The organism is Limnohabitans sp., from assembly GCF_031539105.1.
In the GTDB taxonomy this organism is placed as follows: domain Bacteria; phylum Pseudomonadota; class Gammaproteobacteria; order Burkholderiales; family Burkholderiaceae_C; genus Limnohabitans.
On sequence record NZ_JAVKLM010000008.1, the window covers coordinates 73,214 to 97,278 of the forward strand.

The 24,065-nt window shown below is 56.8% G+C and carries 24 protein-coding genes; 1 reads left to right on the forward strand and 23 read right to left on the reverse strand.

All coding sequences use genetic code 11. From position 1 onward, the window contains the following. Positions 1-18: 18 nt before the first annotated feature. The 21 genes from RMR24_RS01445 to RMR24_RS01545 all read right to left on the reverse strand — a co-directional run bounded on the left by RMR24_RS01445 (position 19) and on the right by RMR24_RS01545 (position 20,538). Positions 19-1,236 (reverse strand): PLP-dependent transferase, encoded by a 1,218-nt coding sequence (locus RMR24_RS01445; protein ID WP_310613309.1) that lies wholly within the window; start codon positions 1,234-1,236, stop codon positions 19-21. A gap of 71 nt (positions 1,237-1,307) precedes the next feature. Further along, positions 1,308-1,832, reverse strand: a complete 525-nt coding sequence (locus tag RMR24_RS01450) for a phosphoribosyltransferase (protein WP_310613310.1) — start codon at positions 1,830-1,832, stop codon at positions 1,308-1,310. A 19-nt stretch (positions 1,833-1,851) separates the two neighbouring features. Beyond that, entirely contained in the window at positions 1,852-3,204 is a 1,353-nt protein-coding gene (locus RMR24_RS01455) for an adenylosuccinate synthase (RefSeq protein ID WP_310613311.1), read from the reverse strand. 22 nt (positions 3,205-3,226) lie between these two features. Further along, positions 3,227-4,393: an ATP phosphoribosyltransferase regulatory subunit gene (locus RMR24_RS01460; protein WP_310613312.1), complete on the reverse strand. Its 1,167-nt coding sequence runs from the start codon at positions 4,391-4,393 to the stop codon at positions 3,227-3,229. 49 nt (positions 4,394-4,442) lie between these two features. Beyond that, positions 4,443-4,637, reverse strand: coding sequence for a DUF2065 domain-containing protein (locus tag RMR24_RS01465; RefSeq protein ID WP_310613313.1), 195 nt, complete (start codon positions 4,635-4,637; stop codon positions 4,443-4,445). 12 nt (positions 4,638-4,649) lie between these two features. Further along, positions 4,650-5,558, reverse strand: coding sequence for a protease modulator HflC (hflC, locus tag RMR24_RS01470; protein ID WP_310613314.1), 909 nt, complete (start codon positions 5,556-5,558; stop codon positions 4,650-4,652). A gap of 14 nt (positions 5,559-5,572) precedes the next feature. Then, positions 5,573-6,949: an FtsH protease activity modulator HflK gene (hflK, locus tag RMR24_RS01475; RefSeq protein WP_310613394.1), complete on the reverse strand. Its 1,377-nt coding sequence runs from the start codon at positions 6,947-6,949 to the stop codon at positions 5,573-5,575. A 53-nt stretch (positions 6,950-7,002) separates the two neighbouring features. Continuing rightward, positions 7,003-8,166, reverse strand: coding sequence for a GTPase HflX (hflX, locus tag RMR24_RS01480; RefSeq protein WP_310613315.1), 1,164 nt, complete (start codon positions 8,164-8,166; stop codon positions 7,003-7,005). A gap of 80 nt (positions 8,167-8,246) precedes the next feature. Next, positions 8,247-8,513, reverse strand: a complete 267-nt coding sequence (gene hfq / locus RMR24_RS01485; protein WP_310613316.1) for an RNA chaperone Hfq — start codon at positions 8,511-8,513, stop codon at positions 8,247-8,249. 67 nt (positions 8,514-8,580) lie between these two features. Beyond that, the gene (gene der, locus RMR24_RS01490) at positions 8,581-9,921 is read right to left on the reverse strand and encodes a ribosome biogenesis GTPase Der (protein WP_310613317.1); all 1,341 of its coding nucleotides are present in this window, start codon (positions 9,919-9,921) and stop codon (positions 8,581-8,583) included. Between the two features lie 24 nt (positions 9,922-9,945). Continuing rightward, positions 9,946-11,082, reverse strand: a complete 1,137-nt coding sequence (gene bamB / locus RMR24_RS01495) for an outer membrane protein assembly factor BamB (RefSeq protein ID WP_310613318.1) — start codon at positions 11,080-11,082, stop codon at positions 9,946-9,948. Next, positions 11,079-11,750 carry a tetratricopeptide repeat protein gene (locus RMR24_RS01500; protein WP_310613319.1) on the reverse strand — a complete coding sequence of 224 codons (672 nt, stop codon included), beginning with the start codon at positions 11,748-11,750 and terminating at the stop codon, positions 11,079-11,081. The genes bamB and RMR24_RS01500 overlap by 4 nt, the downstream gene beginning before the upstream one ends. A 50-nt stretch (positions 11,751-11,800) precedes the next feature. Continuing rightward, positions 11,801-13,084: a histidine--tRNA ligase gene (hisS, locus tag RMR24_RS01505; protein ID WP_310613395.1), complete on the reverse strand. Its 1,284-nt coding sequence runs from the start codon at positions 13,082-13,084 to the stop codon at positions 11,801-11,803. Positions 13,085-13,165: 81 nt separating this feature from the next. Beyond that, positions 13,166-14,425, reverse strand: coding sequence for a flavodoxin-dependent (E)-4-hydroxy-3-methylbut-2-enyl-diphosphate synthase (gene ispG, locus RMR24_RS01510; protein ID WP_310613320.1), 1,260 nt, complete (start codon positions 14,423-14,425; stop codon positions 13,166-13,168). Then, on the reverse strand, positions 14,415-15,068 hold the full coding sequence (locus RMR24_RS01515; RefSeq protein WP_310613321.1) for a helix-turn-helix domain-containing protein: 654 nt from the start codon (positions 15,066-15,068) through the stop codon (positions 14,415-14,417). The genes ispG and RMR24_RS01515 overlap by 11 nt, the downstream gene beginning before the upstream one ends. A gap of 58 nt (positions 15,069-15,126) precedes the next feature. Then, the gene (locus RMR24_RS01520; RefSeq protein ID WP_310613322.1) at positions 15,127-15,669 is read right to left on the reverse strand and encodes a tetratricopeptide repeat protein; all 543 of its coding nucleotides are present in this window, start codon (positions 15,667-15,669) and stop codon (positions 15,127-15,129) included. Next, complete coding sequence (rlmN, locus tag RMR24_RS01525) at positions 15,666-16,796, reverse strand: 23S rRNA (adenine(2503)-C(2))-methyltransferase RlmN (RefSeq protein WP_310613323.1); 1,131 nt, start codon at positions 16,794-16,796, stop codon at positions 15,666-15,668. Before rlmN ends, RMR24_RS01520 begins: the two co-directional genes overlap by 4 nt. 44 nt (positions 16,797-16,840) lie before the next feature. Continuing rightward, complete coding sequence (gene ndk / locus RMR24_RS01530) at positions 16,841-17,263, reverse strand: nucleoside-diphosphate kinase (RefSeq protein ID WP_104797502.1); 423 nt, start codon at positions 17,261-17,263, stop codon at positions 16,841-16,843. Between the two features lie 125 nt (positions 17,264-17,388). Further along, on the reverse strand, positions 17,389-18,735 hold the full coding sequence (locus tag RMR24_RS01535; RefSeq protein ID WP_310613324.1) for a pseudouridine synthase: 1,347 nt from the start codon (positions 18,733-18,735) through the stop codon (positions 17,389-17,391). Next, on the reverse strand, positions 18,725-19,405 hold the full coding sequence (scpB, locus tag RMR24_RS01540) for an SMC-Scp complex subunit ScpB (RefSeq protein WP_310613325.1): 681 nt from the start codon (positions 19,403-19,405) through the stop codon (positions 18,725-18,727). The genes RMR24_RS01535 and scpB overlap by 11 nt, the downstream gene beginning before the upstream one ends. A gap of 155 nt (positions 19,406-19,560) precedes the next feature. Continuing rightward, positions 19,561-20,538 carry an RluA family pseudouridine synthase gene (locus tag RMR24_RS01545; RefSeq protein ID WP_310613326.1) on the reverse strand — a complete coding sequence of 326 codons (978 nt, stop codon included), beginning with the start codon at positions 20,536-20,538 and terminating at the stop codon, positions 19,561-19,563. 80 nt (positions 20,539-20,618) lie between these two features. Here RMR24_RS01545 and RMR24_RS01550 point away from each other — a divergent pair, with 80 nt between their 5' ends. Next, positions 20,619-21,428 (forward strand): outer membrane protein assembly factor BamD, encoded by an 810-nt coding sequence (locus tag RMR24_RS01550; RefSeq protein ID WP_405023296.1) that lies wholly within the window; start codon positions 20,619-20,621, stop codon positions 21,426-21,428. On the opposite strand, the gene RMR24_RS01555 is transcribed toward RMR24_RS01550, so the two are convergent. Continuing rightward, positions 21,397-23,544: an ATP-dependent DNA helicase gene (locus RMR24_RS01555; RefSeq protein ID WP_310613327.1), complete on the reverse strand. Its 2,148-nt coding sequence runs from the start codon at positions 23,542-23,544 to the stop codon at positions 21,397-21,399. The genes RMR24_RS01550 and RMR24_RS01555 overlap by 32 nt on opposite strands. Further along, on the reverse strand, positions 23,541-24,059 hold the full coding sequence (locus tag RMR24_RS01560; RefSeq protein ID WP_310613328.1) for a hypothetical protein: 519 nt from the start codon (positions 24,057-24,059) through the stop codon (positions 23,541-23,543). The genes RMR24_RS01555 and RMR24_RS01560 overlap by 4 nt, the downstream gene beginning before the upstream one ends. Positions 24,060-24,065 lie beyond the last annotated feature (6 nt).

A 24,065-nucleotide genomic window follows, 5' to 3' on the forward strand; every position in this document is an offset into this window, starting at 1 on the left:
CTTCCCCTCTTGTGGATTTTAGGTTTGTAGGTCGGCGACTTTCAGAGCTCGCGCGATGTCATTTTTTAAATCGATCACATTTTCTAGTCCAATGCAAAAACGCACCACGCGCCCTGGTTGCCTATGCGACACAGAGCGCACGCGGCTAGACGCCATGTTGTACGGCATCACCAAGCTCATGGGACCACCCCAGCTATAACCAATTTTGAACAGCTGCAAAGCGTCGCAAAACATGTCCACTTGTGTGGAGGTAAAACGCGCATCCATCACCACACTGAAAATGCCTGCGGCCAAACCCTCAGGCTCTTGCGGCGTCACACACAGTTGCTGCCAATGCGCATGACCGGGCGCGCCGCTGAGTGCAGGATGCAGCACTTGGCTGAACGCGGGTTGCGAAGCACACCATGTGGCCAACACTCGCGATGCCATGTCTTGGGCTTTGTAACGCAATGGCAGAGAAGCCAAAGAGCGCAGCACCATCTCCGCGTAATTCGCGCCCACGCCTGTTCCCAAACGCATATGACTGAGTTTCAACACACGCGCCAGTTCATCGCTTCGCGTGACGATACTGCCCATCAACACATCGCCACCGCCACTGGGGTATTTGGTGAGCGCATGAATGGTCAGATCCACCCCAAGCTCGCCCTGCCCTGGCGTGAGGTCAAACGCGTTGAACGCGAGGCCTGCGCCCCAGGTGTTGTCGAGCGCGCACAGCACACCGCGTGCTTTGCACAGCTGGACCAAGCCCACAAGGTCTGGAAACTCCATCGTCACCGAGCCCGCCGCTTCTAGCCACACCAAACGCGTGCGGGGTGTGATACGTGCAGCCAAGTCGTTCACATCCAACGGGTCGTACACCTGATGGGTGATGCCAAATTGCGCCAACTCCCCCTCTGCCAACAACTTGTTGGGGGCATAGGCGTTGTCGGGAATCAACACCTCATCTCCGGTCTTGAGCAGCGCAAAATCCACATGCGCAATTGCCGCTAAACCGCTGGGTGTCAGGATGCAATGTGTACCACCCTCGAGCGTAGCTAAGCGTTCTTCGAGCGTGAACGTGGTGGGCGTACCGTGCAAACCGTAGGTGTAAGCCGACTTGTCCAGCCACTCACGCGTGCGCATGGCGGCCACATTAGGGAAGATCACCGTCGAGGCTTTGAACACCCCGACTTGCGGCGCTTCAAATTCAGCGGGGGGAAGGTAGGCGTGGTGGATAAGTTCGGTGCTGCGTGACATGCACCCATATTAACCAGCCAAGAAACGAAAAACTCCGCCGAGGCGGAGTTCTGAAAGCGATGTGCAGAAGATTAAACCTTCCACTTCTCCAACAAAGCCGCTGGACGCATGCTGTCATACGGCTCAAACGGTTGATGAATCCAGGGGTTGGTGGCCAAGTAGTCCATCGAGTAGTCTGGTTTGAATTCAGACACGCCTTTGGTCCAAATCACGGCGGTGCGCAATTCGGTAATGGGTGCGTAGTTGTTCTTGAGTTGGTCAACCACAGCCTTCAAGGTATGGCCGGTGTCAGCCAAGTCATCCACCAACAACACTTTGCCAGCGATTTCGCCTTTAGGTGTGGTGATGAAACGTGCGATGTCCAAATGACCTTGCACTGTGCCAGCGTCAGCGCGGTAGGAGCTGGTCGACATGATGGCCAAAGGCTTGTCAAAGATGCGCGACAAGATATCGCCGGGGCGCATGCCGCCACGGGCCAAGCAAAGGATGGTGTCGAATTCCCAGCCTGATTGGTGAATCTTGATAGCGAGTTTTTCGATGAGGTTGTGGTACTCGTCGTAAGACACGTACAGGTGATTGCCGTCTTCAGTCAACATGGTTTGATCCTTTAAAAAATTAAGCGATGTAGGGGTGTGTCAGCAAGATCGTGTGGTCACGGTCTGGACTGGTGGACACCATGTGAATCGGCACGCCTGTGGTTTCGGCAATGCGGTTCAGGTAGTGCTGTGCAGCCTTTGGCAGCAAGTTGTAGTCGGTCACGCCCACGGTGGTGTCACTCCAGCCGGGGATGGTTTCGTAGATGGGCGTGCAACGTGCAATCTCGTCTGCACCCATGGGCAAGATGTCGATGGTCTCGCCATCCAGCTCGTAGCCGATGCACAACAACAATTCGGTCAAGCCATCCAGCACGTCAAGTTTGGTGATGCACAGGCCAGTGAGACCGTTGACTTGAGCACTGCGCTTGAGCAATGCGGCATCAAACCAACCGCAGCGGCGTGAACGGCCTGTGGTCGTGCCCTTTTCTGCGCCGATGGTGGCCATGTGGTAACCGGGTGTGCCCTCTTTTTCCCAATCGAGTTCGGTGGGGAATGGGCCGCCGCCCACGCGTGTGCAATAGGCCTTGGTGATACCCAAGATGTAATGCAACATGCCAGGGCCAACACCTGCGCCTGCGGCGGCGTTGCCGGCCACACAGTTGCTAGAGGTGACGAAGGGGTAAGTGCCGTGGTCCACATCGAGCAAGGTACCTTGTGCACCTTCAAACAACAGGTTGGCACCGGCTTTGTGGGCTTCGTTCAACTCGCGTGACACGTCGGCCACCATGGGCAAGATGTCTTTGGCATAAGCCATGGCTTCGTTGTAGACGGTATCAAAGTCTACAGCGGGTGCATGCAAAATGTCGGTCAACACATGGTTGTGCAGCTCGAGGTTCTCGCGCAGTTTGGTGGCGAAGCGCTCGGGGTGCTTCAGGTCTTGCACGCGCAGTGCGCGGCGCGCAATTTTGTCTTCGTAGGCGGGGCCAATGCCGCGGCCTGTGGTGCCGATCTTGGCAGTGCCAGCCTTTTCTTTGGCGGCTTCGCGGGCCACGTCAATGGCAGCGTGGTAAGGCAAGATGAGTGGACATGCTTCGCTGATGCGCAAGCGCGAACGTACTTCAACGCCGGCCTTCTCCAAGCCCGCGATTTCTTCGAGCAGCTTAGGCGCAGACAACACCACACCATTGCCGATGTAGCACTTCACGCCGGGGCGCATGATGCCGCTAGGGATCAAATGCAAAGCAGTCTTCACACCATTGATCACCAAGGTGTGGCCTGCATTGTGGCCACCTTGAAAGCGAACCACGCCAGTGGCTGTTTCGGTCAGCCAATCGACCAACTTGCCTTTACCTTCGTCACCCCATTGGGTGCCGACGACCACGACGTTTCGGCCTTTGGTTGCAGCCACAGTTTGTCCTTGGGTAGTGCTCATATCCACTCGATTACTTAAAAAATTAAAGGGCTTGACCGGCAGGTACAGCTTGCACTGCCCACTGACCGGCGACTTCGATCAGTTCACGATCGCAATCAAATTCATCGACTTCACTCTCGTGGCCTGGCAACACGCAGACCACGGTTTCGCCATTGGCACGCAAGGTGGCAATGGCTTCGCGCAAACCTTGGGCGGTTCCCCAAGGTGCACGAATAGCTGCTTTGAGGGCACGCTCGGGTACCACGCTGACCAACTCCTTCAGGTCCAAACTGAACCCGACGGCTGGACGTTTACGGCCAAACACGGCGCCCACTTCGTCGTAACGGCCACCACGCACCAAGGCGTCACTAGCACCCTTGACATAGATGGCAAAACGCACACCACTGTAGTAGGCGTAGCCGCGCAGGTCGGCCAAGTCAAAAGTAATTGCAACGCCGCTCAAGTCAGCGGCAATTTGACGCAACTCAGCCAGCGCTTGCATGACCACAGGCCATGCAGCAAACGCTTTTTCGGCTTGGGCCAACACAGACGCATCGCCATACATGCCAACCAAAGCCACCAAAGCGGCACCCACGTTGACAGGTAAATCTTTCGTCAATGCTGCTACGCCCGAGGTGTCTTTCGCGGCCAAGGCGCTGTGCAAGGCATCGCGATCTTGGGCGCTCAAAGTCACACCAGACAGCAAAGCAGGCACGATGCGCGCATCGCTCAGGTCAACGGTGAATTCGCTGATAGACACAGCCTTGAGGCTGTCTAAAGCCAAGTGCAGCACTTCGAGGTCAGCCTCAATACCTGCATGACCATAAATTTCGGCGCCAAACTGCAAAGGCTCGCGGGTGGCAAACGGACGGTCTGGGCGTGTGTGCAGCACGGGACCGCAGTAGCACAGGCGCGTCACGCCAGCACGGTTGAGCAAATGGGCATCAATGCGGGCCACTTGCGGCGTGGTGTCAGCGCGCAGACCCAAGGTGCGACCTGAGAGTTGGTCGACCAGTTTGAAGGTTTGTAAATCGAGTGCGCGGCCGGTACCGGACAGCAATGATTCGAGGTATTCGAGCAGAGGCGGCATGACCAGCTCGTAACCATAGCCTCTGGCTGTGTCGAGGTACAAACGACGAAGCTCTTCGATGTGCCGGGCCTCAGAAGGCAGAACATCGGCGATGTGATCCGGCAGAACCCAAGCAGACATGTAATTAAGGGAGGCTGTTAAAACCGAGATTTTACAGGGCTTATCGACCTTAACCCAGCCACCAGAGCATCAAAAGACCTACCAAGATGCAGACCAAGCCGAAAAAGCGAATTTGACCATCGTGCAGCACCATGAGTTGTGCCATTTTGTCGCGCCAACCTTGAGGTGAGATGAACGGGAAGATGCCTTCAAAAATAAGCATCAGCCCGAACGCAACCCACAGCGTATCGCTGTCAAAGCTCATACAAGAGGCCTTTTACTTCTTAGCCGCTGGGGCGCTGGCGCCACCGCTGCCACGCAAGGCCTTAAAGAAGTCGCTCGATGGATCAACCACCATCACATCGCTCTTTTTGCTGAACGTGGTTTTGTACGCTTCTAGGCTGCGGTAGAACTGGGCAAAGTTGGCGTCACGGCCGAACGAGTCGGCATACAAACGTGCGGCTTCTGCATCGCCCTCGCCTTTGATTTTTTGCGCTTCACGGTAGGCATTGGCCACGGTCACTTCGCGTTGTCGATCCGCATCGGCGCGGATTTTTTCACCTTCGGCAGCGCCCGTGGAACGCAGCTCGTTGGCAACGCGCTTGCGCTCGGCTTCCATGCGGCGGTACACCGATTCGGTGATGGCATCCACATAGTCAGCGCGCGTGATGCGCACATCGATCACGTCCACGCCCCAAGGCTTGGCACCTTTGACAGCGGCAAGTACTTCACGCTTGACGTCGCTGAGCAACTCTTCGCGTTTCAGTGAGAGCAGCTCTTTCACTGTGCGCTTGTTGATTTCTTCTTGGAAGGCATTGCGCACAACACGGGCGAGTTGCACCGCGCCGGCATTCTCATCCAAACCGACGTTACGGATGTACTGCGATGGGTCGGTGATGCGCCAACGGGCATACCAGTCAATCACCACGCGTTGCTTTTCAGCGGTAAGCATGGGCTCGGTGTCCGCGTTATCAAGCGTGAGTAAGCGTTTGTCGATGTAGCTCACGTTTTGGAACGGAGGCGGCAGCTTGATGTTGAGGCCAGGCTCTGTGATGACGTTCTTAATTTGCCCAAACGAATACACCACGCCAAACTGGCGTTGGTCGACCACAAACAGCGTCGAACTGAGCAGCGCCAAGGCGACGAAGCCAGAGGAAATATAAAAACCAATTTTGTTTTGTTGCATGCTCTTATCCCCTATCAACGGCCATCACGGTCGCGCGCGCGGCCATCGCGATTGCGAACATCTGCCGCAGGCGCGCTTGAGTTGTTGGCGGCGTTGTTTTGCGCAGCGTCAGCGGCGACAGGCGCGGTGACATTGGCTTGACCTGCTTGTTGGATGATTTTGTCCAGCGGCAAATACAGCAGGTTAGATCCTTGTTTGGTGTCAACCAACACCTTGGTGGTGTTGCTGTAAATCTGCTGCATGGCGTCGATATACAAGCGGTCACGCATGACTTGCGGAGCCTTTTGGTACTCGCCCACCAAAGACTTGAAGCGTTGGGCATCACCCTCGGCTTGCGCCACGATGCGGGCCTTGTAGCCATCGGCTTCTTGCTTCAACCGTGATGCTGCACCCACGGCGCGTGGCACCACATCGTTGGCATAGGCTTCGGCTTCGTTCTTGGCGCGTTCACGCTCTTGACCGGCTTTGAGCACATCGTCAAACGCAGCTTGCACTTGCTCTGGGGGCCGCACGCCGCCTTGTTGCAAGTTGATGCCCACCACTTCGACGCCCACTTTGTATTGGTCAAGAATGGCTTGCATGATGGTGCGAATACGTGGGCCAATTTGGTCACGCTCGTCGGACATAGCGGCGTCCATCTTCATCTTGCCCACCACTTCGCGCACCGCAGTCTCGGCAGCCTGCACCACGGTGTCGGTGGGGTTCTTGGTTTCAAACAAATAGGCGCGTGCATCGGTCAAACGGTATTGCACAGCAAACTTGATTTCAAGAATGTTTTCGTCTTCGGTCAACATGGCCGACTCGCGCAAGCCTGTGGACTTGACGATGGTGTCACGGCCCACATCGACCGAACGAATTTGCGTCACAAACACCAACTCTTGGCGCTGGAACGGGTAAGGCAAACGCCAGTTGAAACCTGCACCCACCGTGGAGTGGTAACGACCAAACTGGGTAATGACAGCCTGCTGGCCTTCTTGCACGATGAAAAAGCCCGTGCTCAGCCAAATGGCCAACACCACAGCGCCAATCACACCGATGCCAAAACGCGCCACTTTGAAGTCGGGACCTGAAGGACCATTAGGACCACCGTTGTTTGGTGGCTCAGAGCCACCCTTTTTGTTGCCAAACAAGCCTGAGAGCTTGGCATTGAAATCGCGCCACAACTCATCTAAGTCAGGCGGGCCACCCGCACCTGAACCAGGGGTGGGACGCTTGGTTTCTTCTTGCGGCTTTTTGTCTTCGCTGGAAGGCGGAACGGGGTGAGCGCCATTGGGATCAAAAGTGGGGTTGCCATCTTTGTCACGGCCCCAGCGGCCATCGTTGAGGTTGAACATGCCGAGCAGTCGCGCACGCCAAGATTTGGGGCTGACCGTGTGGGTGTTGGAGTTCATGCGCATGGTTGTTGTATATCTGAAGTCTTTGATTGTGCCTAAGGATTCAGGCCTCATTCCAATTCCTGCGAATTTGCATGGTCTTCGGGCATGCCAGACAGCGCTTCGTGTGCCAAAAACTCACGCAAAGCGGCCACGCCCTCGCCTGTTTGAGCGCTGACAAAAAAGCGCGGCACGTTCAGGCCGTCCAAAGTGTAGTGGTCATGCAGCTGCAAAGGACGAGTTTCAGGACTCATGGCATCGAGCTTGTTAAACACCAACACCTGCGGCACATCTGCCGCACCAATCTCGGCCAACACCTTTTGCACTTCGACCATTTGCTCAGGGTAGTTGGTGTTCGAGGCATCCACCACATGCATCAACAGCGTGGCATCGGCCGCCTCTTGCAAGGTGGCCTGAAACGCGTCAATCAAGCCGTGCGGCAAATCGCGAATGAACCCCACCGTGTCTGACAGCGACACCGAACGGCCCGTGCCATCGGCGTTACCCAAATACAGCTGACGCGTGGTGGTATCCAGCGTGGCGAACAACTGGTCGGCCGCATACGCGCGAGCTTTGACCAAGGCATTGAACAAGGTTGATTTGCCTGCGTTGGTGTAACCCACCAGCGAGATGGTGAAGGCATCGCGGCGGTTACGCTGTCGGCGCTGGGTGCTGCGTTGCTTTTTGACCTTGTCCAAGCGTTCTTTGGTGCGCTTGATGGAATCGTTGATCATCCGGCGATCCAGCTCAATCTGAGTCTCGCCTGGGCCGCCGCGCATACCGATACCGCCGCTTTGACGTTCCAAGTGTGACCAACGACGCACCAAGCGTGTGCTGAGGTATTGCAGCTTGGCCAACTCCACCTGCAACTTACCTTCGTGGCTGCGTGCGCGTTGTGCAAAGATTTCAAGAATCAACAAGGTGCGGTCGTTCACAGCCATGCCCATGTGGCGCTCCAAATTGCGCTGCTGCGCGGGGCTGAGTGACTGGTCAAACAAAATCTCAGTCGCCCCGTACATCAGAGCCAACTCTTTGATTTCGTCGGCCTTGCCACTACCCACAAACAGCGCAGCGTCTGGCGCTTTGCGTTTGCAGGTGATGCGCGCCACGGGCTTCAAGCCTGCGGTCTCAGCCAATAGGCCGAGTTCTTCTAGCTCGCCATCGAAATGCGGCAAGCCGAAATCAACGCCCACCAAAATGGTGACGCCGGCGGTTTTTTGAGTTGTGTCGTTCAAGCGATCAGTCTAGAAAATGAAACGTCAAAGTTAGGCGTAAAAAAAGGGCTGAAACAGCCCTTTTTGCAGAGCATTCAAGCTCAGACTTCTGGCGAATTGCCAGTGCCGTCCGTTGGGTTGAAGTTGACAGCGCGGCCCGGCACGATGGTCGAGATGGCGTGTTTGTAGACCATTTGCGTGACAGTGTTGCGCAGCAACACGACGTATTGGTCAAACGATTCGATTTGGCCTTGGAGCTTGATGCCGTTGACCAAGTAAATGGACACGGGCACATGCTCGCGGCGCAGGATGTTCAAAAATGGGTCTTGCAACAGTTGGCCTTTGTTCTTTGAGTTGTCGGTGTTCACGATATGCTCCGTGTCTGTGTAGTTGAAAGAAATGCCACGTTACCACAGAGCTAGAGTGCTTGCGATATCAGTCGTCTTTGCCTGCGTAAGGGTTACTTGCGGTCTTCATCTCAATTCGCAAGGGGGTGCCTTCTAAATTAAAGGCCTTGCGGAAGCGCCCTTCCAAAAACCGTTTGTAGGTCTCGGTCACGTGCTCAAGCGAGTTGCCATGAATCACAATGATGGGCGGGTTCATGCCACCTTGATGGGCGTAACGCAGCTTGGGGCGGTACATGCCGCCGCGCTGTGGCGACTGAAACTGTACGGCTTCTAGCAACAAACGGGTGAGCAAAGGCGTTGGCATTTTGCACATCGCCGCGCGGTGGGCTTGCGCAATTGCGCCCCACAACGGGCCCAAACCTTGTCGCTTTTTGGCCGAGATAAAGTGCATCGCGGCAAACTTCAAGAACGGCAAACGCGTTTCGATCGAGCGCATCAGCAATTCACGCTGGTACGAGTCCACGGCATCCCATTTGTTCACAGCCAACACAACGGCACGGCCGCTTTCCAAAATGTAGCCAGCGATGTGCGCGTCTTGATCGGTCACGCCTTGGGTGGCGTCGAGTAACAGCAAGACCACGTTGGCTGACTCAATGGCTTGCAAGGTTTTGACCACCGAGAACTTCTCGATGGCTTCAAACACTTTGCCTTTGCGGCGCAAGCCTGCCGTGTCGATGAGTTCAAACATCTGGCCGTTGCGCTCAAACGGCACGCTGATGGCGTCACGTGTGGTGCCAGGCATGTCGAACGCCACCAGACGCTCTTCACCCAACCACGTGTTGATGAGGGTCGATTTACCCACGTTGGGGCGACCCGCCACGGCGAGCTTGATGGTGCCGTTGTCGGCGTCGGCATCTTCTTCGTCTGGGTCGGCCAAATTCAGCGGTGCCAAGGCTTGCGCCATCATGTCGCGAATACCTTGACCATGCGAGGCCGACACGGGCAACACTTCGCCAAGGCCCAGCTCGTAGAACTCGACCAACTGAGCGCCCTCTTTCATGCCTTCGGCTTTGTTGGCCACCAAAATGGTGGGCTTTCCCAAGCGGCGCAAGTAATTGGCAATGTCGTGATCTTGGGCCGAAATGCCACCGCGGGCATCCACCACAAACACCACCACATCGGCCTCGGCAACGGCTTGCTGGGTTTGTCGGGCCATTTCTTTGTAGATGCCGTTGTCGGCGGTGGGTTCAAAGCCACCGGTGTCGATGACGATGAATTCGTGTTTGTCAAAACGGGCATTGCCGTAGTGACGGTCACGTGTCAAGCCCGCGAAGTCGGCCACGATGGCATCACGTGTTTTGGTCAAACGGTTGAACAACGTGGACTTGCCAACGTTGGGGCGGCCCACTAAGGCCAATACGGGTTTCAAAACTTAATCCTTTAACTTTCCCAATTACGGGATTTGGAGGCCAGTCACGCGACCTTCGCGTGTGACCACCACATAGCGCCCACCTGCCAAAACAGGGGCGGATGCCAATTCTTCGCTGTCGAGCTTGATGCGGTTGAGCAAGGCGCCGTCGGCCAGCGACAGCAAGTACAACCAGCCACCGTTGTCAGCCACCAGCACGCCGCGCGGCGTAACCAGCGGTGCACTCAAGATGCGGTATTTCAAACGCTCTGTGTCCCACAGACGTTCGCCGTTGCTGCGATTGAACGCTTGAACCACGCCATTCGACATGGCGGCAATCAGTAAATTGTCGTTACCGCTCACGCCCATTTCGCCTGCGGAAGGACGGGTCCACAAGCCTTGGCCGCGCTCCGCATTGACACAGCCCACAGCGGCTTGGAACGCGCGTACGCAGACCACATCGCCCACACGGTCAAACGGGGCGACCAAGTCGACCAAGCGCTCAATGTCATTGGTGCCACGGGGTGTTGCAATGGCAGACTCCCAGCGGATCACACCCGTATTGGGATCCAAACCCACCAAGCGGCCAGATAAGCCAACGAGCAAGGTATTTTTAAACGCCAACAACACGCCGGCTTGCTTCAACACCAAAGGTTCACCTGGACGTTGTTGCGTCCAAAGCTGGCGGCCTGTGGCGCCGTCAAACGCGATGACCGAACGGTCAGCCGTCAGCACAAACACTCGAGCCCCCGCCACCAAAGGTGCGGTGAACGATTGCGCGGGCATGCTCTTGCGCCACTGCACTTTGCCGTCTCGCAAAGCAACCAATTCATTGGTGCGGGTGACCACAGCCAACTGCTGACCATCGCTGCCCACGCCTGCTGAAATGGCTTGGTCCAATTTCAAACGCCAAATGTCTTTGCCAGTGGTGGCATCCAACACGGCCACCACGCCCTGGCTATTGGCCAAGGCAATGCGGTCTTCGCGGGCTGACACGACCAAGGGGAAATCCACCTTGCCCACATTGGCGGTCCAACTGGTGCGCATATCTTGCAAGACTTGCACACCTTGAATTTCGGTGGGCTTGGGGCGAGATGGACCAGAGCATGCCGCCAAGGCCAAGCAAACGCCAACCAGCGCAAGGCGCGTCAGAGATAACCAGCGAGACGTTGTTGTGTTCACTTTTTGCTCTCCACAGCAGGCGCGTCTTCGGGGTCAGCACCCAAAGCCGACAATTTAACGGCCACCAAACGGCGGTACTCGGCGTTAGGCTCAAAGCCCTTCCACGCATTTTTGTAGTGTTGAACGGCTTCAACAGGTTGTGCTTGCAGCATGGCCAAGTCGCCCAAACGGTCGGCCATCAGAGGCGCGAAGGCTTCGGGTGTTTTGGCCGTGAGCTGTTTGCGAGCTTCGTCAAAGGCTTTGTCTTCCACCAACAAGGCGGCCAAGCGCAAACGCGCCAAGGCTTGGTAGCCCTCGTCGCTGGCTTTGTCGATGACCCAAGTCAGCTGCGATTTGGCATCGGCTTTGCGGTCTTTGTCGTTGTAAACACGCGCGGCCAGCAAGGCGGCCTGTTGCGCGTAAGTGGTGCTGGCAAATTTGTCTTTGATGTCGCTGACCGAGCGGTCAAGCAAAGCCATGTCGCCACCGATGGCGGAACGCTCTACCGTGTCATACAAAGCAGCAGCTTGGACCGCTTGTTTGACTGAATACGACTGCCAACCCATCCAAGCGGCGTAACCACCCAAAACAGCGATCAGCACCCAAGTGATGAGGTCGCCCCAGCGCTTCCAAAAGTGCTTGAGTTCGTCCAGTTGTTCTTGTTCTTCGAGGTCGAGAGGTGATGCCATGGTGATTAAGGATTGACTAAAAATTTAGCGAATTGTAGGGCGCGGCTTGGTTAAGCCACGGTTTGAGGCTGGGCCACGGCCTGCGCAAGTTTGGCCGCCACGCGGGCGGTCACATCGCCCAAGGGCACAGCCTCTTGGGCACCTGCGCCATCACGCAAAGCTTTGAGCGTGACTTCGCCACGCGCCAACTCGTCGCCGCCAAAAATGAGGGCAAACTGAGCGCCGCTACCATCGGCTTTTTTGAACTGCGATTTCATGCTGCCCATGCCCTCGCCTGACCCAGCATGCATTTGCACCGACATGCCTTGCGCACGCAAGATTTGAATGGTTTTAAAGACCACAGGCAAAGCTGCCGCGTCAGGCACGATGGCGTACACATCAGGCCCCACAGCCTCTGGCAAGGTGTCCTGCTCTTTGAGCAATTCGAGCACGCGCTCGACGCCCAAAGCCCAGCCCACGGCCGGTGCAGGCTTACCGCCCACTTGCTCGATCAGATAGTCGTAACGGCCACCGCCGCAAATGGTGCCTTGCGAGCCCAAGCGGTCGGTCACAAACTCAAACACGGTGAGGTTGTAGTAGTCCATGCCACGCACCAAGCGTGGGTTGATGCGGTAACTCACGCCACTGGCATCCAAAATGGCTTTGACCGCATTGAAGTGAGACAACGAAGCTTCGCCCAAGAAATCAATCAACTTTGGCGCAGCTTCGACCACGGCTTGCATGGCTGGGTTTTTGGTGTCCAAGATGCGCAAGGGGTTGGTGTGCAAGCGGCGCTTGGCTTCTTCGTCCAACACATCGACGTGGGCTTCGAGGTGGGCAATCAAGGCTGTGCGATGCGCCGCACGTTCGTTGGGTTGGCCCAAGCTGTTGAGCTCCAAGCGCACGTCTTGCAAACCCAACTCTTGCCAGAGCGTGGCGGCCAACAAAATGAGTTCGGCATCCACTTCAGCGCCCGGAAAGCCCAAAGCCTCCGCGCCGATTTGGTGGAACTGGCGGTAGCGGCCACGCTGTGGGCGCTCGTGGCGAAACATCGGGCCCATGTAATACAGGCGCTGACCACCGTTGTAGAGCATGTTGTGTTCAACCACCGCGCGCACCACACCGGCTGTGGCCTCAGGGCGTAAGGTGAGTTGCTCGCCATTCAAACGGTCTTCAAAGGAGTACATCTCCTTTTCCACAATGTCGGTCACCTCGCCCAAGCCACGCACAAACAAGGCGGTGGGTTCAACGATTGGCGTGCGTAGGTTGCGGTAAGCGTGGCGAGCCATCAGACCGCGCACCTTGTCTTCCAGCCATTCCCATTGGGCTGAGGCTGGAGGCAACAAATCGTTCATGCCTTTGACCGCGGTCAAGGCTTGGGCTTTGGCAGGTTTTGTTGTTTTGTTTTCTGTCGTCACGATAGGCAGGCGCTCGGATTAACCGAAGCGTTTTTCAATATAGGTTTCAACAATTTGGTGGAACTCTTGCGCGATGTTCTCGCCACGCAAAGTCATGGTTTTTTCACCATCAATGAAAACGGGCGCTGCAGGCGCTTCGCCGCTGCCGGGCAGGCTGATACCTATGTCGGCGTGCTTGCTCTCGCCAGGGCCATTCACGATACAGCCCATCACCGCCACTTTGAGGTTTTCAACCCCCGGGTATTGGGTGCGCCACACCGGCATTTGGGCGCGTAAAAAGTCGTCAATCGACTTGGCCATTTCTTGAAAGGTTGTGCTGGTGGTGCGACCACAGCCGGGACATGCCGTGACGCTAGGCACAAAGGTGCGCAGACCCAAGGCTTGCAAAATTTCAGAGGCAATCACCACCTCTTGCGTACGGGCTTCGCCAGGCTGAGGTGTGAGCGAGACGCGGATGGTGTCGCCAATACCCTCTTGCAAAAGAATAGACAAAGCCGTGGCCGAAGCCACGGTGCCCTTGGTGCCCATGCCCGCTTCGGTAAGACCCAGATGCAGGGGATAGTTGCAACGCTGAGCCAGCTCGCGATACACGGCAATGAGGTCTTGCACGCCGCTGACTTTACAGCTGAGCAAAATTTGGTTGGCCGACATGCCCATGCTCTGCGCCAACTTGGCCGAGTCGATGGCCGAGGTGATGAGCGCTTCGTACATCACTTGCTTGGCTTCAAACGGGTTGGTACGCAAAGCGTTTTCGTCCATCAACTTAGCCAGCAACTCTTGGTCTAGGCTGCCCCAGTTCACGCCAATTCGCACGGCTTTGTTGTAGCGCATCGCGGCTTCAATCATCTGGCCGAACTGCTTGTCGTGTTTGTCACCCTTGCCCACGTTGCCGGGGTTGATGCGGTACTTAGACAGCGCTTGCGCACAGTCGGGAAAATCGGTCAGCAAACGGTGGCCGTTGTAATGGAAGTCGCCAATCAACGGCACGTTGATGCCCATCTTGTCGAGCTGCTCACGCACGTACGGCACAGCAGCAGCGGCTTCGGGTGTGTTGACGGTGATGCGTACCAACTCAGAGCCGGCCAAGGCCAACTCTTTGATTTGAATGGCCGTGCCAATCGCATCCACCGTGTCGGTGTTGGTCATGGACTGCACGCGCACGGGGGCATCGCCGCCGACGGTCACCACATGATCACCCCACGTCACGCGCGCTTGCAAACTGCGGCGTGCTTTGGGTTGTGACAAGGCAATGCCTTGGGGCTGATCGTTATTTGACATTGAGCACTCCCGTTGGGCTGGCAGGTAGGGCCGCGCTGGCAGCTTGGGCTGCAACGGCCGTGGAATGAACCGTGGTCACCACCATGTTGCTGGACTTGATTTCAACCACGGGCGGCGTCTCTTCTGTTGAAGGCAACGCGATGGCAGGGGAAGTCACAGGCGCCACGACCGTGGCACCAGCGGGGTCGTCTTTGAACACCAGCAGGCCATGAATTTCTGGCCACAAGCCAATCACCAAAGCCAGCGCCAAGACAGCCAAAGCCGCCCAACGCAGAGGTGTGAATAATTTAACCACCGCCACAAAGCTGGACTGGGGCAAGAACGATGGGCGATCTAAAGGAAAGTCCAAACCACGTTCGTTTTTAGCGGCTAAACGTGACACATCTTGACCAGGCAACAGCGCCAACACAGGTGCGGCATCCACCTTGAGTTGACGGCACACCGCCAAGGTCAACGCGCGGGCAAACATGGCGTCGGGCAACTCGTCCAAGCGGTCAGCCTCTAAGGCCTCTAGCTTGGCTGGCGAGACACGCAGCGCCTGGGCCAACACATCCAGCTTGAAGCCTTGGGCTTCGCGGTATTGACGCAGCAATGCGCCCGCTGATGCACGAGGGGTCGTTGATGGGATTGTTTCTTCGGTCATCTGTCTTCAGTTTTCTTGGCTCAAGCTTGACGCTTGAACCGCATTGGAATGAGGTAGGTCAATTATTGCGCTGACGTTGATCGGTGGCCAGCGATGCACGCGCTTTGCAAAGCGTCATGGCTTGGCGTGTTTTGTCTGCTTGACGATAGCTGGGCTGGGCCAAGGCAAGGTCGAACTGCATTTGCGCTTCAACAAATTGATTCTGTTCACACAAAAACCAACCGTAGTTGTGTTGAATGGCCGCCAGCTCTGCGCTGCGCATGGGTGGCTTTGAGGCCAGCGCAATCGCTTGCTCAAAACTTGACTGCGCCAACACAGGCGCCTCGTCGCGCTGATGAATCAGCCCAAGCAAGCTGTAGGCCTCGGCATAGTTCGGATCAATTTGCAAGGCTGCGCGCACTTCTTGCTGGGCCACTGCATTTTGGTTTTGTTCGTAATACGCACTGGCTAAGCTCAAACGACGCATGGCGCGTTGGCGTGTGCTGTCGGGTTCGGCTTGGATGAGTGTGTCGAGCTTTGAGGCGGTTGAGCTGCAAGCGCCCAAGCCACATCCCGCTGCAAGCATCACACCCATGAAGACCACGACACGCCACACACTCATGAAGGCACCTGTGTGAGCGGAATCACGCGTTGCTTGGCCATGCGTGCATCAACCTTGGTGCGGTCTTTCACGTCGCCGGCCAGCTGCCCACAGGCTGCGTCAATATCGTCGCCGCGCGTCTTGCGCACGGTGGTGATGATGCCCGCCTCGCTGAGCTGCGCAGCAAAGGCTTTGACCGTCGCTGCGCTCGAGCGGGTCAGGCCTGAGGCGGGAAACGGGTTGAATGGAATCAAATTGAACTTGCATGGCACAGGCTCGCCCGAGCCACGCTTGGGCTTGACCAAATCGATCAAGGCTTGTGCATGTTCGGGCTGGTCGTTGACACCATCCAACATGCAATATTCAAAGGTGATGAAATCGCGTGGTGCGTGCGCCAAATAACGACGGCACGCATCCATCAACTCGTGCAAGGGGTATTTGCGGTTGAGTGGCACCAAGTTGTCACGCAAGGCATCGGTGGGCGCATGCAGCGACACGGCCAAGGCCACAGGTGCATCTAACCCTAAGCGGTCCATCATGGGCACCACGCCCGAGGTGGATACCGTCACGCGGCGGCGCGACAGGCCATAGCCGTGGTCATCCAACATCGAACGCAGCGCGGGTACCAAGGCGCTGTAGTTTTGCAGCGGCTCGCCCATGCCCATCATCACCACGTTGGAGATGACCCGCTCGGTCGTATTGAACTGCTTGCGCAGCGTGTGCTCAGCAAACCAAAGCTGCGACAAAATTTCGCCGGTGGTGAGGTTGCGGCTAAAGCCTTGGTGGCCCGTTGAGCAAAAGCGACAGCCAACAGCGCAACCAGCTTGCGACGAAATGCACAAAGTGCCTCGGTCGTCTTCTGGAATGAACACAGTTTCAACGGCGTTGCCGTCGCCCACGTCGAACAACCACTTGATGGTGCCATCGGCGGAATCGTGCCTGGAAATAGGAGTGAGTGGCTGAACCTGTGCGCAGGTTTTCAGCTTTTCGCGCAGTGACTTGGCGAGATCAGACATCTGATCAAAGTCTTGTGCGCCTTTTTGGTGGATCCACCGGAACAGCTGTGTGGCGCGGAAGCGTTTTTCGCCCAAGCGCTCACAAAAAACGGCCAAACCGTCGAGATCAAAATCAAGCAGGTTGGCCGTCATTTTTATTCGCCAACGCAGTGGTTGCCCACCGCGTCGATTGGCTTTTAGTGACCGTAAACGTTCATGCCGGCGAAGAAGAAGCCGATTTCAACTGCGGCAGTCTCAGCAGCGTCAGAACCGTGCACAGCGTTGGCATCGATGCTGTCAGCGAAGTCAGCGCGGATAGTGCCAGGAGCAGCGTCTTTAGGGTTGGTAGCACCCATCAAGTCACGGTTTTTCAAGATAGCGCCTTCGCCTTCGAGCACTTGGATCATGACAGGGCCGGAGACCATGAAATCGACCAAATCTTTGAAGAAAGGACGTGCTTTGTGCACAGCGTAGAACTGTTCGGCTTCGCCGCGTGACAGGTGAGCCATGCGAGCAGCGACAACTTTCAAACCAGCAGCTTCGAAGCGTGCATAGATTTGGCCGATGACGTTCTTAGCAACTGCGTCTGGCTTGATGATGGAGAGAGTACGTTCGGTCATTTGGATTTTCCCTGTATTGACTGTGATTGAAACTTTTATACGCGATGTGCGGAGCCGGCTATTTTAACCGTTTCAAGGGATTTCCCTCGAACCTGCAAGCGTTTTTGGTGCATCTGACGTGTGATTTAGCGGCCGCCTCGGCCGCCTTGACCACGATTACCACCAGAACCGCCGGCGTTGCCACCACCGGAGCGGCCGCCACCAAAACTGCCACCGGCCGAGCCACCCCGGCGCGGGGCTGCGCTAGAGGGACGTGGGCCACCGACCAAGCCGGCTTTGAAGGCTTTTTGACCATCTTTTTTACGCTGACGTTCATCGGCGTAGCTGTCTGCACCGATGTAGCCCACCGAGGTTTGCATTGGGTCAGGTTGCGGCGCACGTTCTGGCAACTTGCCGCCACGGCGACGCTCGGTGCGCACCAAGCGCTCTGGGCCACTGCTGCGCTCTTCGGGGGCGCGCGGTGTGGATGGACGCGGACCAATGCTGTTGCCGCGGCGACGGCTGCTGGCGCGTTCGGTGCGGTTGTTGTGTGAGGGGCCGCTTTGCACGGGTGCTTCAGCGCCCGCAGCTTCCATCAGAGCGCGAATGTCACGCTCGCCAAGTTCCACAAATGCGCCACGCTTCAAACCGCGTGGCAACACCATGGCGCCGTAGCGAATGCGAATCAAGCGGCTAACGGCGTGACCAACGGCCTCGAACATGCGGCGCACTTCGCGGTTGCGACCTTCAGAAATGGTGACGCGATACCAGCAGTTAGAACCTTCACCACCGCCCTCTTCGATGGAGCCAAATTGGGCCGGGCCATCGTCGAGTTGAATGCCGGTGATGAGCTGTTCTTTTTGGTCTTTGCTGAGCTTACCCAATGAGCGCACCGCGTATTCGCGTTGCAAACCAAAGCGTGGGTGCATCAGTTGGTTGGCCAATTCGCCAGAGCTGGTGAACAGCAACAAGCCTTCGGTGTTCAAGTCCAAGCGGCCTACGGATTGCCACTTGCCTTGGTACAGGCGTGGCAAGCGGCGGAACACGGTGGGACGGTTTTGAGGGTCGTCAGTGGTCACCACTTCGCCCGCAGGCTTGTGGTACGCAATCACGCGCGGAGGCGGTGGCGCAATGCGCACCTTAATTTGACGGCCATTGACCTTGATTTGGTCACCAAACTGCACACGTTGGCCAGTGTGGGCCACTTCGTTGTTGACAGCCACATGGCCTTCGGCAATCAGGCGCTCCATCTCGATGCGTGAACCCATGCCCGACTGGGCCAAGACTTTGTGCAATTTGGGCGATTCGGGTTGTGGCAAGAGCACGCGCTTTTCGGGCGCAGCTTCGGCACGGATGAGTTCGGCATCGAACTCGCCAGACACCACGTCATCAAAGTCAAAAGCGGTGTCGTCGTCCAAGAATTCGTCGTGGGGCTCTTGTTGTTCTAGTGGTTCGTTTGGCTGGCCACCCAGGTCGTGGTTGTTAGTGTTCATTCGGTGCATCGCCGTTTGGGGCGGGGTCTCTGGGTGAGGAAAGTTCAAAAATAGGGGAAGGCGTTGTGGCTTCGGCTACCTCAGCCGATTCAAGGGCCATGTCCATTTGCAAGGATGGGTCGTCTTCTCCCAAGCGGGCAAAGGCATTGGCTTGCGCTTGGGCGCTGTCATACACAGGCAATTGGTCGAGCGAGGCCAGTCCTAAATCGTCCAAAAACTGACGGGTCGTGGCGTACAAAGAAGGACGGCCCACGGTTTCGCGATGACCAATGACTTCCACCCAACCACGGTCTTCGAGCTGCTTGAGCACCAGCGAGTTGATGGTCACACCGCGCACATCTTCCATGTCGCCACGCGTCACAGGCTGGCGATAGGCAATGATGGCCAAGGTCTCCATCACGGCGCGTGAATATTTAGGGGGTTTTTCGGGGTTCAAACGGTCCAAAAACTCGCGCATGTCTGGGCGGCTTTGAAAGCGCCAACCGGTGGCCACTTGGACCAACTCTACGCCACGCTGCGCCCAGTCGAGCTGCAGCTCTTCGAGCAAGGTGCGAATGGTGTCAGCGCCCAAGGCGTCAGAGAACAGCACGCGCAAATCGCGAATCTGGATCGGTTGGTGCGAACAAATCAGGGCGGTCTCAACTACGCGCTTGGCATCCACGGTGTTCATCGTGAGAGTTCCGGGTCAAGGGTCTAGAAAATGGCCTACGAAATTTGATCTCGAGGCTGGTAAAGGCCATGCGGGGCATGGCACGAATCAGAGCCAAAGGGCTCACCGCTTTCACAAGCGTGAGCCCATATTGTAACGGAGACGGCTAAAAAGACCTATTCGGGGCGCTTGAGGCCCAAACCGGCCAGCAAGTTGACCATGTCGTCCGGCAACGGCGCTTCAAACTTGAGCGGCTCACCGGTGATGGGATGGTCAAAGCTCAGACGAAACGCATGCAAGGCTTGACGATCAATGCCCAAGGTCATGGGGCCGGCATACAGCGAATCGCCCACCAACGGATGACCAAAGTGGGCCATGTGCACGCGAATTTGATGCGTACGGCCCGTGTGCAAAGTGCACTGCACAAGACAAGCTTCTTCTTGGCTACTCAGACACTCAAACGTGGTGTGGGCTTCTTTGCCTGGTAAACGCTCGAGGTCAACCACGGCCATGCGCAGGCGGTTGCGGTAATCGCGACCAATGGCGGCCACGATGTCACGCACGGGCGTGCCGCTCCATTTGCGGTAGGCCACAGCCAAATATTCGCGGTGCACTTCGCGCTCTGCAATCATGGCCACCAGCGCGTCCATGGCACGGCGCGTGCGCGCCACGATCATCAAGCCGCTGGTATCTTTATCTAAGCGGTGCACGATGCCCGCGCGAGGCAGCATGACCGCTTGGGGATCTAAAGCCAGCAAGCCGTTGAGCAGCGTGCCGCTCCAGTTACCAGGTGCGGGATGCACCACCAAGCCTGCAGGTTTGAACAGAACGCGCAAGTCTTCGTCCTCGTAAATCACATCAAGCTTTATATCTTCTGGTTTGAAGGCTTGGCTTTGTGGCGTGGGCCGCAATATCAGCTGGTAGCGCTCGCCCATGCGTACCTTGGCCGATGCTTTGCCCATCACACGTTGCGTGGGCAGCACACAGCTCACACAGCCTTCGCTGAGCAGCTGCTGAGAGAAGCTGCGCGAGAACTCGGGCAGCAAGACGGCCAAAGCGCGGTCCAGACGCTCGCCGTGCAAGTCATTGGGAATGGAGAGTTCGCGGGTTTCCACTTCTGGCCCGTCGATGAGGTCGACATGCTCATCAAGCAAAACATCCTCCGCAATGGGTGCTGGGGATGGTGGCTGAGCCGATAGAATGGATTTACTTTGCTTCAAGAGGTTAACCTGTGGTGTTACGACTCAAATTATCGACTGTGTGGATGGCCATTGGCCTAACGACTGCTATTCTTTTCACAGGATGTGCTGACAGCAACTACGACGCCACCAAAGACTGGAGCAACGACAAGCTCTACAACGAAGCCAAAGACGAAATGGCTGCCGGTGGCTACGACAAAGCCATTGGCATGTACGAAAAACTCGAAGGCCGCGCAGCTGGCACAGCATTGGCACAACAAGCGCAGCTCGACAAAGCTTGGGCCCAATACAAAACCAACGAACCTGTGCAAGCAGTCGCCACACTCGACCGGTTCATCAAACTGCACCCCGCCAGCCCTGCACTCGACTATGCGTTGTACCTCAAAGGCTTGGTGAACTTCAACGACAACTTAGGTCTCTTCTCCAATTTTGCCGAGCAAGATTTGGCAGAGCGAGATCCCAAGCAAGCCAAAGAATCGTTTGAAGCCTTCCGCGAATTGGTTGTGCGTTTTCCCAGCTCCAAGTATTCCGAAGATGCCCGCTTACGCATGGCCTTCATCAAGAACTCGTTGGCTCGCTCAGACGTACATGTGGCACGTTTTTACTACCAACGTGGCGCTTATGTGGCAGCCATCAACCGTGCGCAAACCACGGTGCAGGAATATCGCGATGTGCCCGCTGTAGAAGAAGCTTTGCTCATCATGGTTCAGTCTTACGACAAACTAGGCCTTGTACAACTGCGTGATGACACCCAACGCGTGCTGGAGAAAAGCTACCCCAACAGCACGCTGTTGTATCCAGAGCGCGCCGCGACTAAAAAGTCGTGGTGGAAGCTCTGGAAATAAAGTCTTGGCTCAGCGCGTCCAGCGACTGAGCCAATGCCTCTGACGTTTGCAACTGACGCATAGGCGGCAAGGCAGCAATCAGGCGGCGTCCATAGCCGGTGGTGACCAATCGGTTGTCACACAGCACCAACACACCTTGGTCAGATTCCGTACGAATCAGTCGCCCTGCCCCTTGCTTCAAAGCCACCACGGCCTCTGGCACAAAGTAGTCGTTGAAGGGGCTTCGACCCTGCGCCTCTAAGCGTTTGCTGCGAGCTTCAACCAAGGGGTCGTTCGGCGGCGGGAACGGCAGTTTGTCGATGATGACCAACTGCAGCGCATCTCCTGGCACATCGAAGCCTTCCCAAAATGTGGCAGAGGCCACCAACACACAGCCCCCCTCACCCGCTTTGCTACCCTCGCGGAAACGCTCCATCAAATGGCGCTTGGGCCACTCACCTTGCACCAACACCTCAATGCCTGAGCCTTCGAGTTGTTGCTTCATCGCATCGCCAATCGCACGCAAAGCACGCAGCGTGGTGGTGAGCACCAAAGTGCGACCGCCTAGGCGACGCACCGCATCGCTAGCAAGCACGGCCACTTGTGCACTGTGCGCTGGATCGTTGGGGCGCACGATGTCACGTGGCACAAACAGAGAGGCTTGTGCGGGGTAATCAAAGGGGCTGCTCACGCGCAAAACAGTGGCGGACTCTAGGCCGCAGGGCTCGGTGAACCAACGCAAACGCGGATCGTCGCCCAAGGTGGCCGAGGTAAAAATCCAACTACGCGGCCGTGTGTCTTCGACGGGCCGCAGTGGGAAGGCGGCATCAAAGGATGATGCATCGTGCGAGGCAGGCGCCTCTTCAAAAGAAGGCTCATCTTGCCAAGGTGGTGGCTCTTGATCTTCCTCTTCGCTGGCAACCATAGCCGGCTGCTTCATCAAACGTTCGCGCACGGTTTCAGCAATGTCTAAAGGCGCTTCCATCAAGCGCATTTGCGAGGCACTGATGTCCACCCATCGCACCGCATCGGGCGCACAAGGGTTCAAGAAGGCATCTACACGTTTGGCCACTTCGGCCACGCGGTCGTGCAAGCGCATGAAGTCAGGCGCAATTTCACTCACCGTGTCTAGCGCTTGCAGCGCCTGCACACATGCAGCACCGACATCTTGAAGGGATTGCTCCCATGCCCCTTGATGAATGCCCTCTGGGACTTCTTCGGTCCAGCGGAGCTTCACCGCACTGTGCCGTTTGCCGCCCATCAGTCGCAACTCACGGGCTGCGCGTTCTAAGCCCGAACACACCCCCTGCCAGTCGGCCAAACCGCGAGCCAGTTGCAAGCCAGTGGCCAACATGTCGCGGGTGACGTCTAACAGCTGTGCAGTACCAAGTTGATGGCCTAAGAAATTCACACCCACTTCGTTGAGCTGATGGGCCTCGTCAAAAATCACCACGCGCACACTGGGCAGCAACTCGGCCATACCTGTTTCGCGCACCGCCATGTCGGCAAAAAACAGATGGTGGTTGATGACTACCACGTCTGCGCCCAGCGCTTCACGACGTGCAGCGTTGACGTGGCAGGTTTTGAACTTCGGACACTGCGAGCCCAAACAATTTTCACGGTTAGACGTGATGAGCGGAATTAAAGGCGAGCGTTCATCTAAACCGGGCAACTCAGCCAAGTCACCCGTGCGAGTACTGAGGGACCACGTCTCCACACGCGACAACAAATGCACAGTGTGTCGATCGGGAATTTGAGTGTCACGACGAGCCATTTCCATGCGGTGCGTACACAAGTAACTGGAGCGGCCTTTGAGCAAGGCCAAACGAACAGGCAAATTGAGTGCTTGCACCAAACGCGGCAAATCGCGCGCATACAACTGGTCTTGCAAAGCCTTGGTGGCAGTGGACAACAGCACACGCTCACCGCTGAGCAACGCAGGGACCAAATAGGCAAAGGTCTTGCCCACGCCTGTGCCCGCTTCGACCACCAAACTGCCGCCGTGCGCCACCACGTCGGCTACGGCAAGCGCCATGTCGGTTTGACCTTGACGCGGACTGAAGTGATCGGTGGCGCGGGCCAACACACCTAAAGGTGCAAAGGCCTCTTGCACCAAGTCACGCAAGGGATGGTTCATTTACCGGGTGCTGGCAATGGCGCTGCCGCATCTTTGCTGCGCTCACGCAATTTCTTTTCGATGTCGGCGCGGTGCTGCGCGGCTTCGCGTTGCTTTTGGTCATATTCGCCACGCTTGGTACCTTGCAAGGCGTGGTCGATTTGCTTTTGCGCATTGGCGTCAGCGCGATCTTTCGCTGCCGCAATGGTTGCCGCACGCTCAGCTTCAGCTTTCTTTTGCTCGGCTTCGCTGTTGCGCTCAGCCAAATTGCGGCGCGCATCCAGCGCATGAATTTGACGCTCCTGTGCATTGAATCGCAACTCGTCTTTGCGCAGCAAGGCATTGGCTTCAATGCGTCGTTCACGCGCTTTCAAACGGCAACTGGTGACATCGAATTTCTGATAACACTGGGTCATGTCTGATTTGTATTGATCTTCCAGCGCCTGACGCTCGCTGCTCAAACGCAATCGCTCTTCGCTGCGCTCAGCCTCAGATGGAAAGCTTGGCGTTGCTTGACTCGCTGTCACAACCGTCATTTGCGC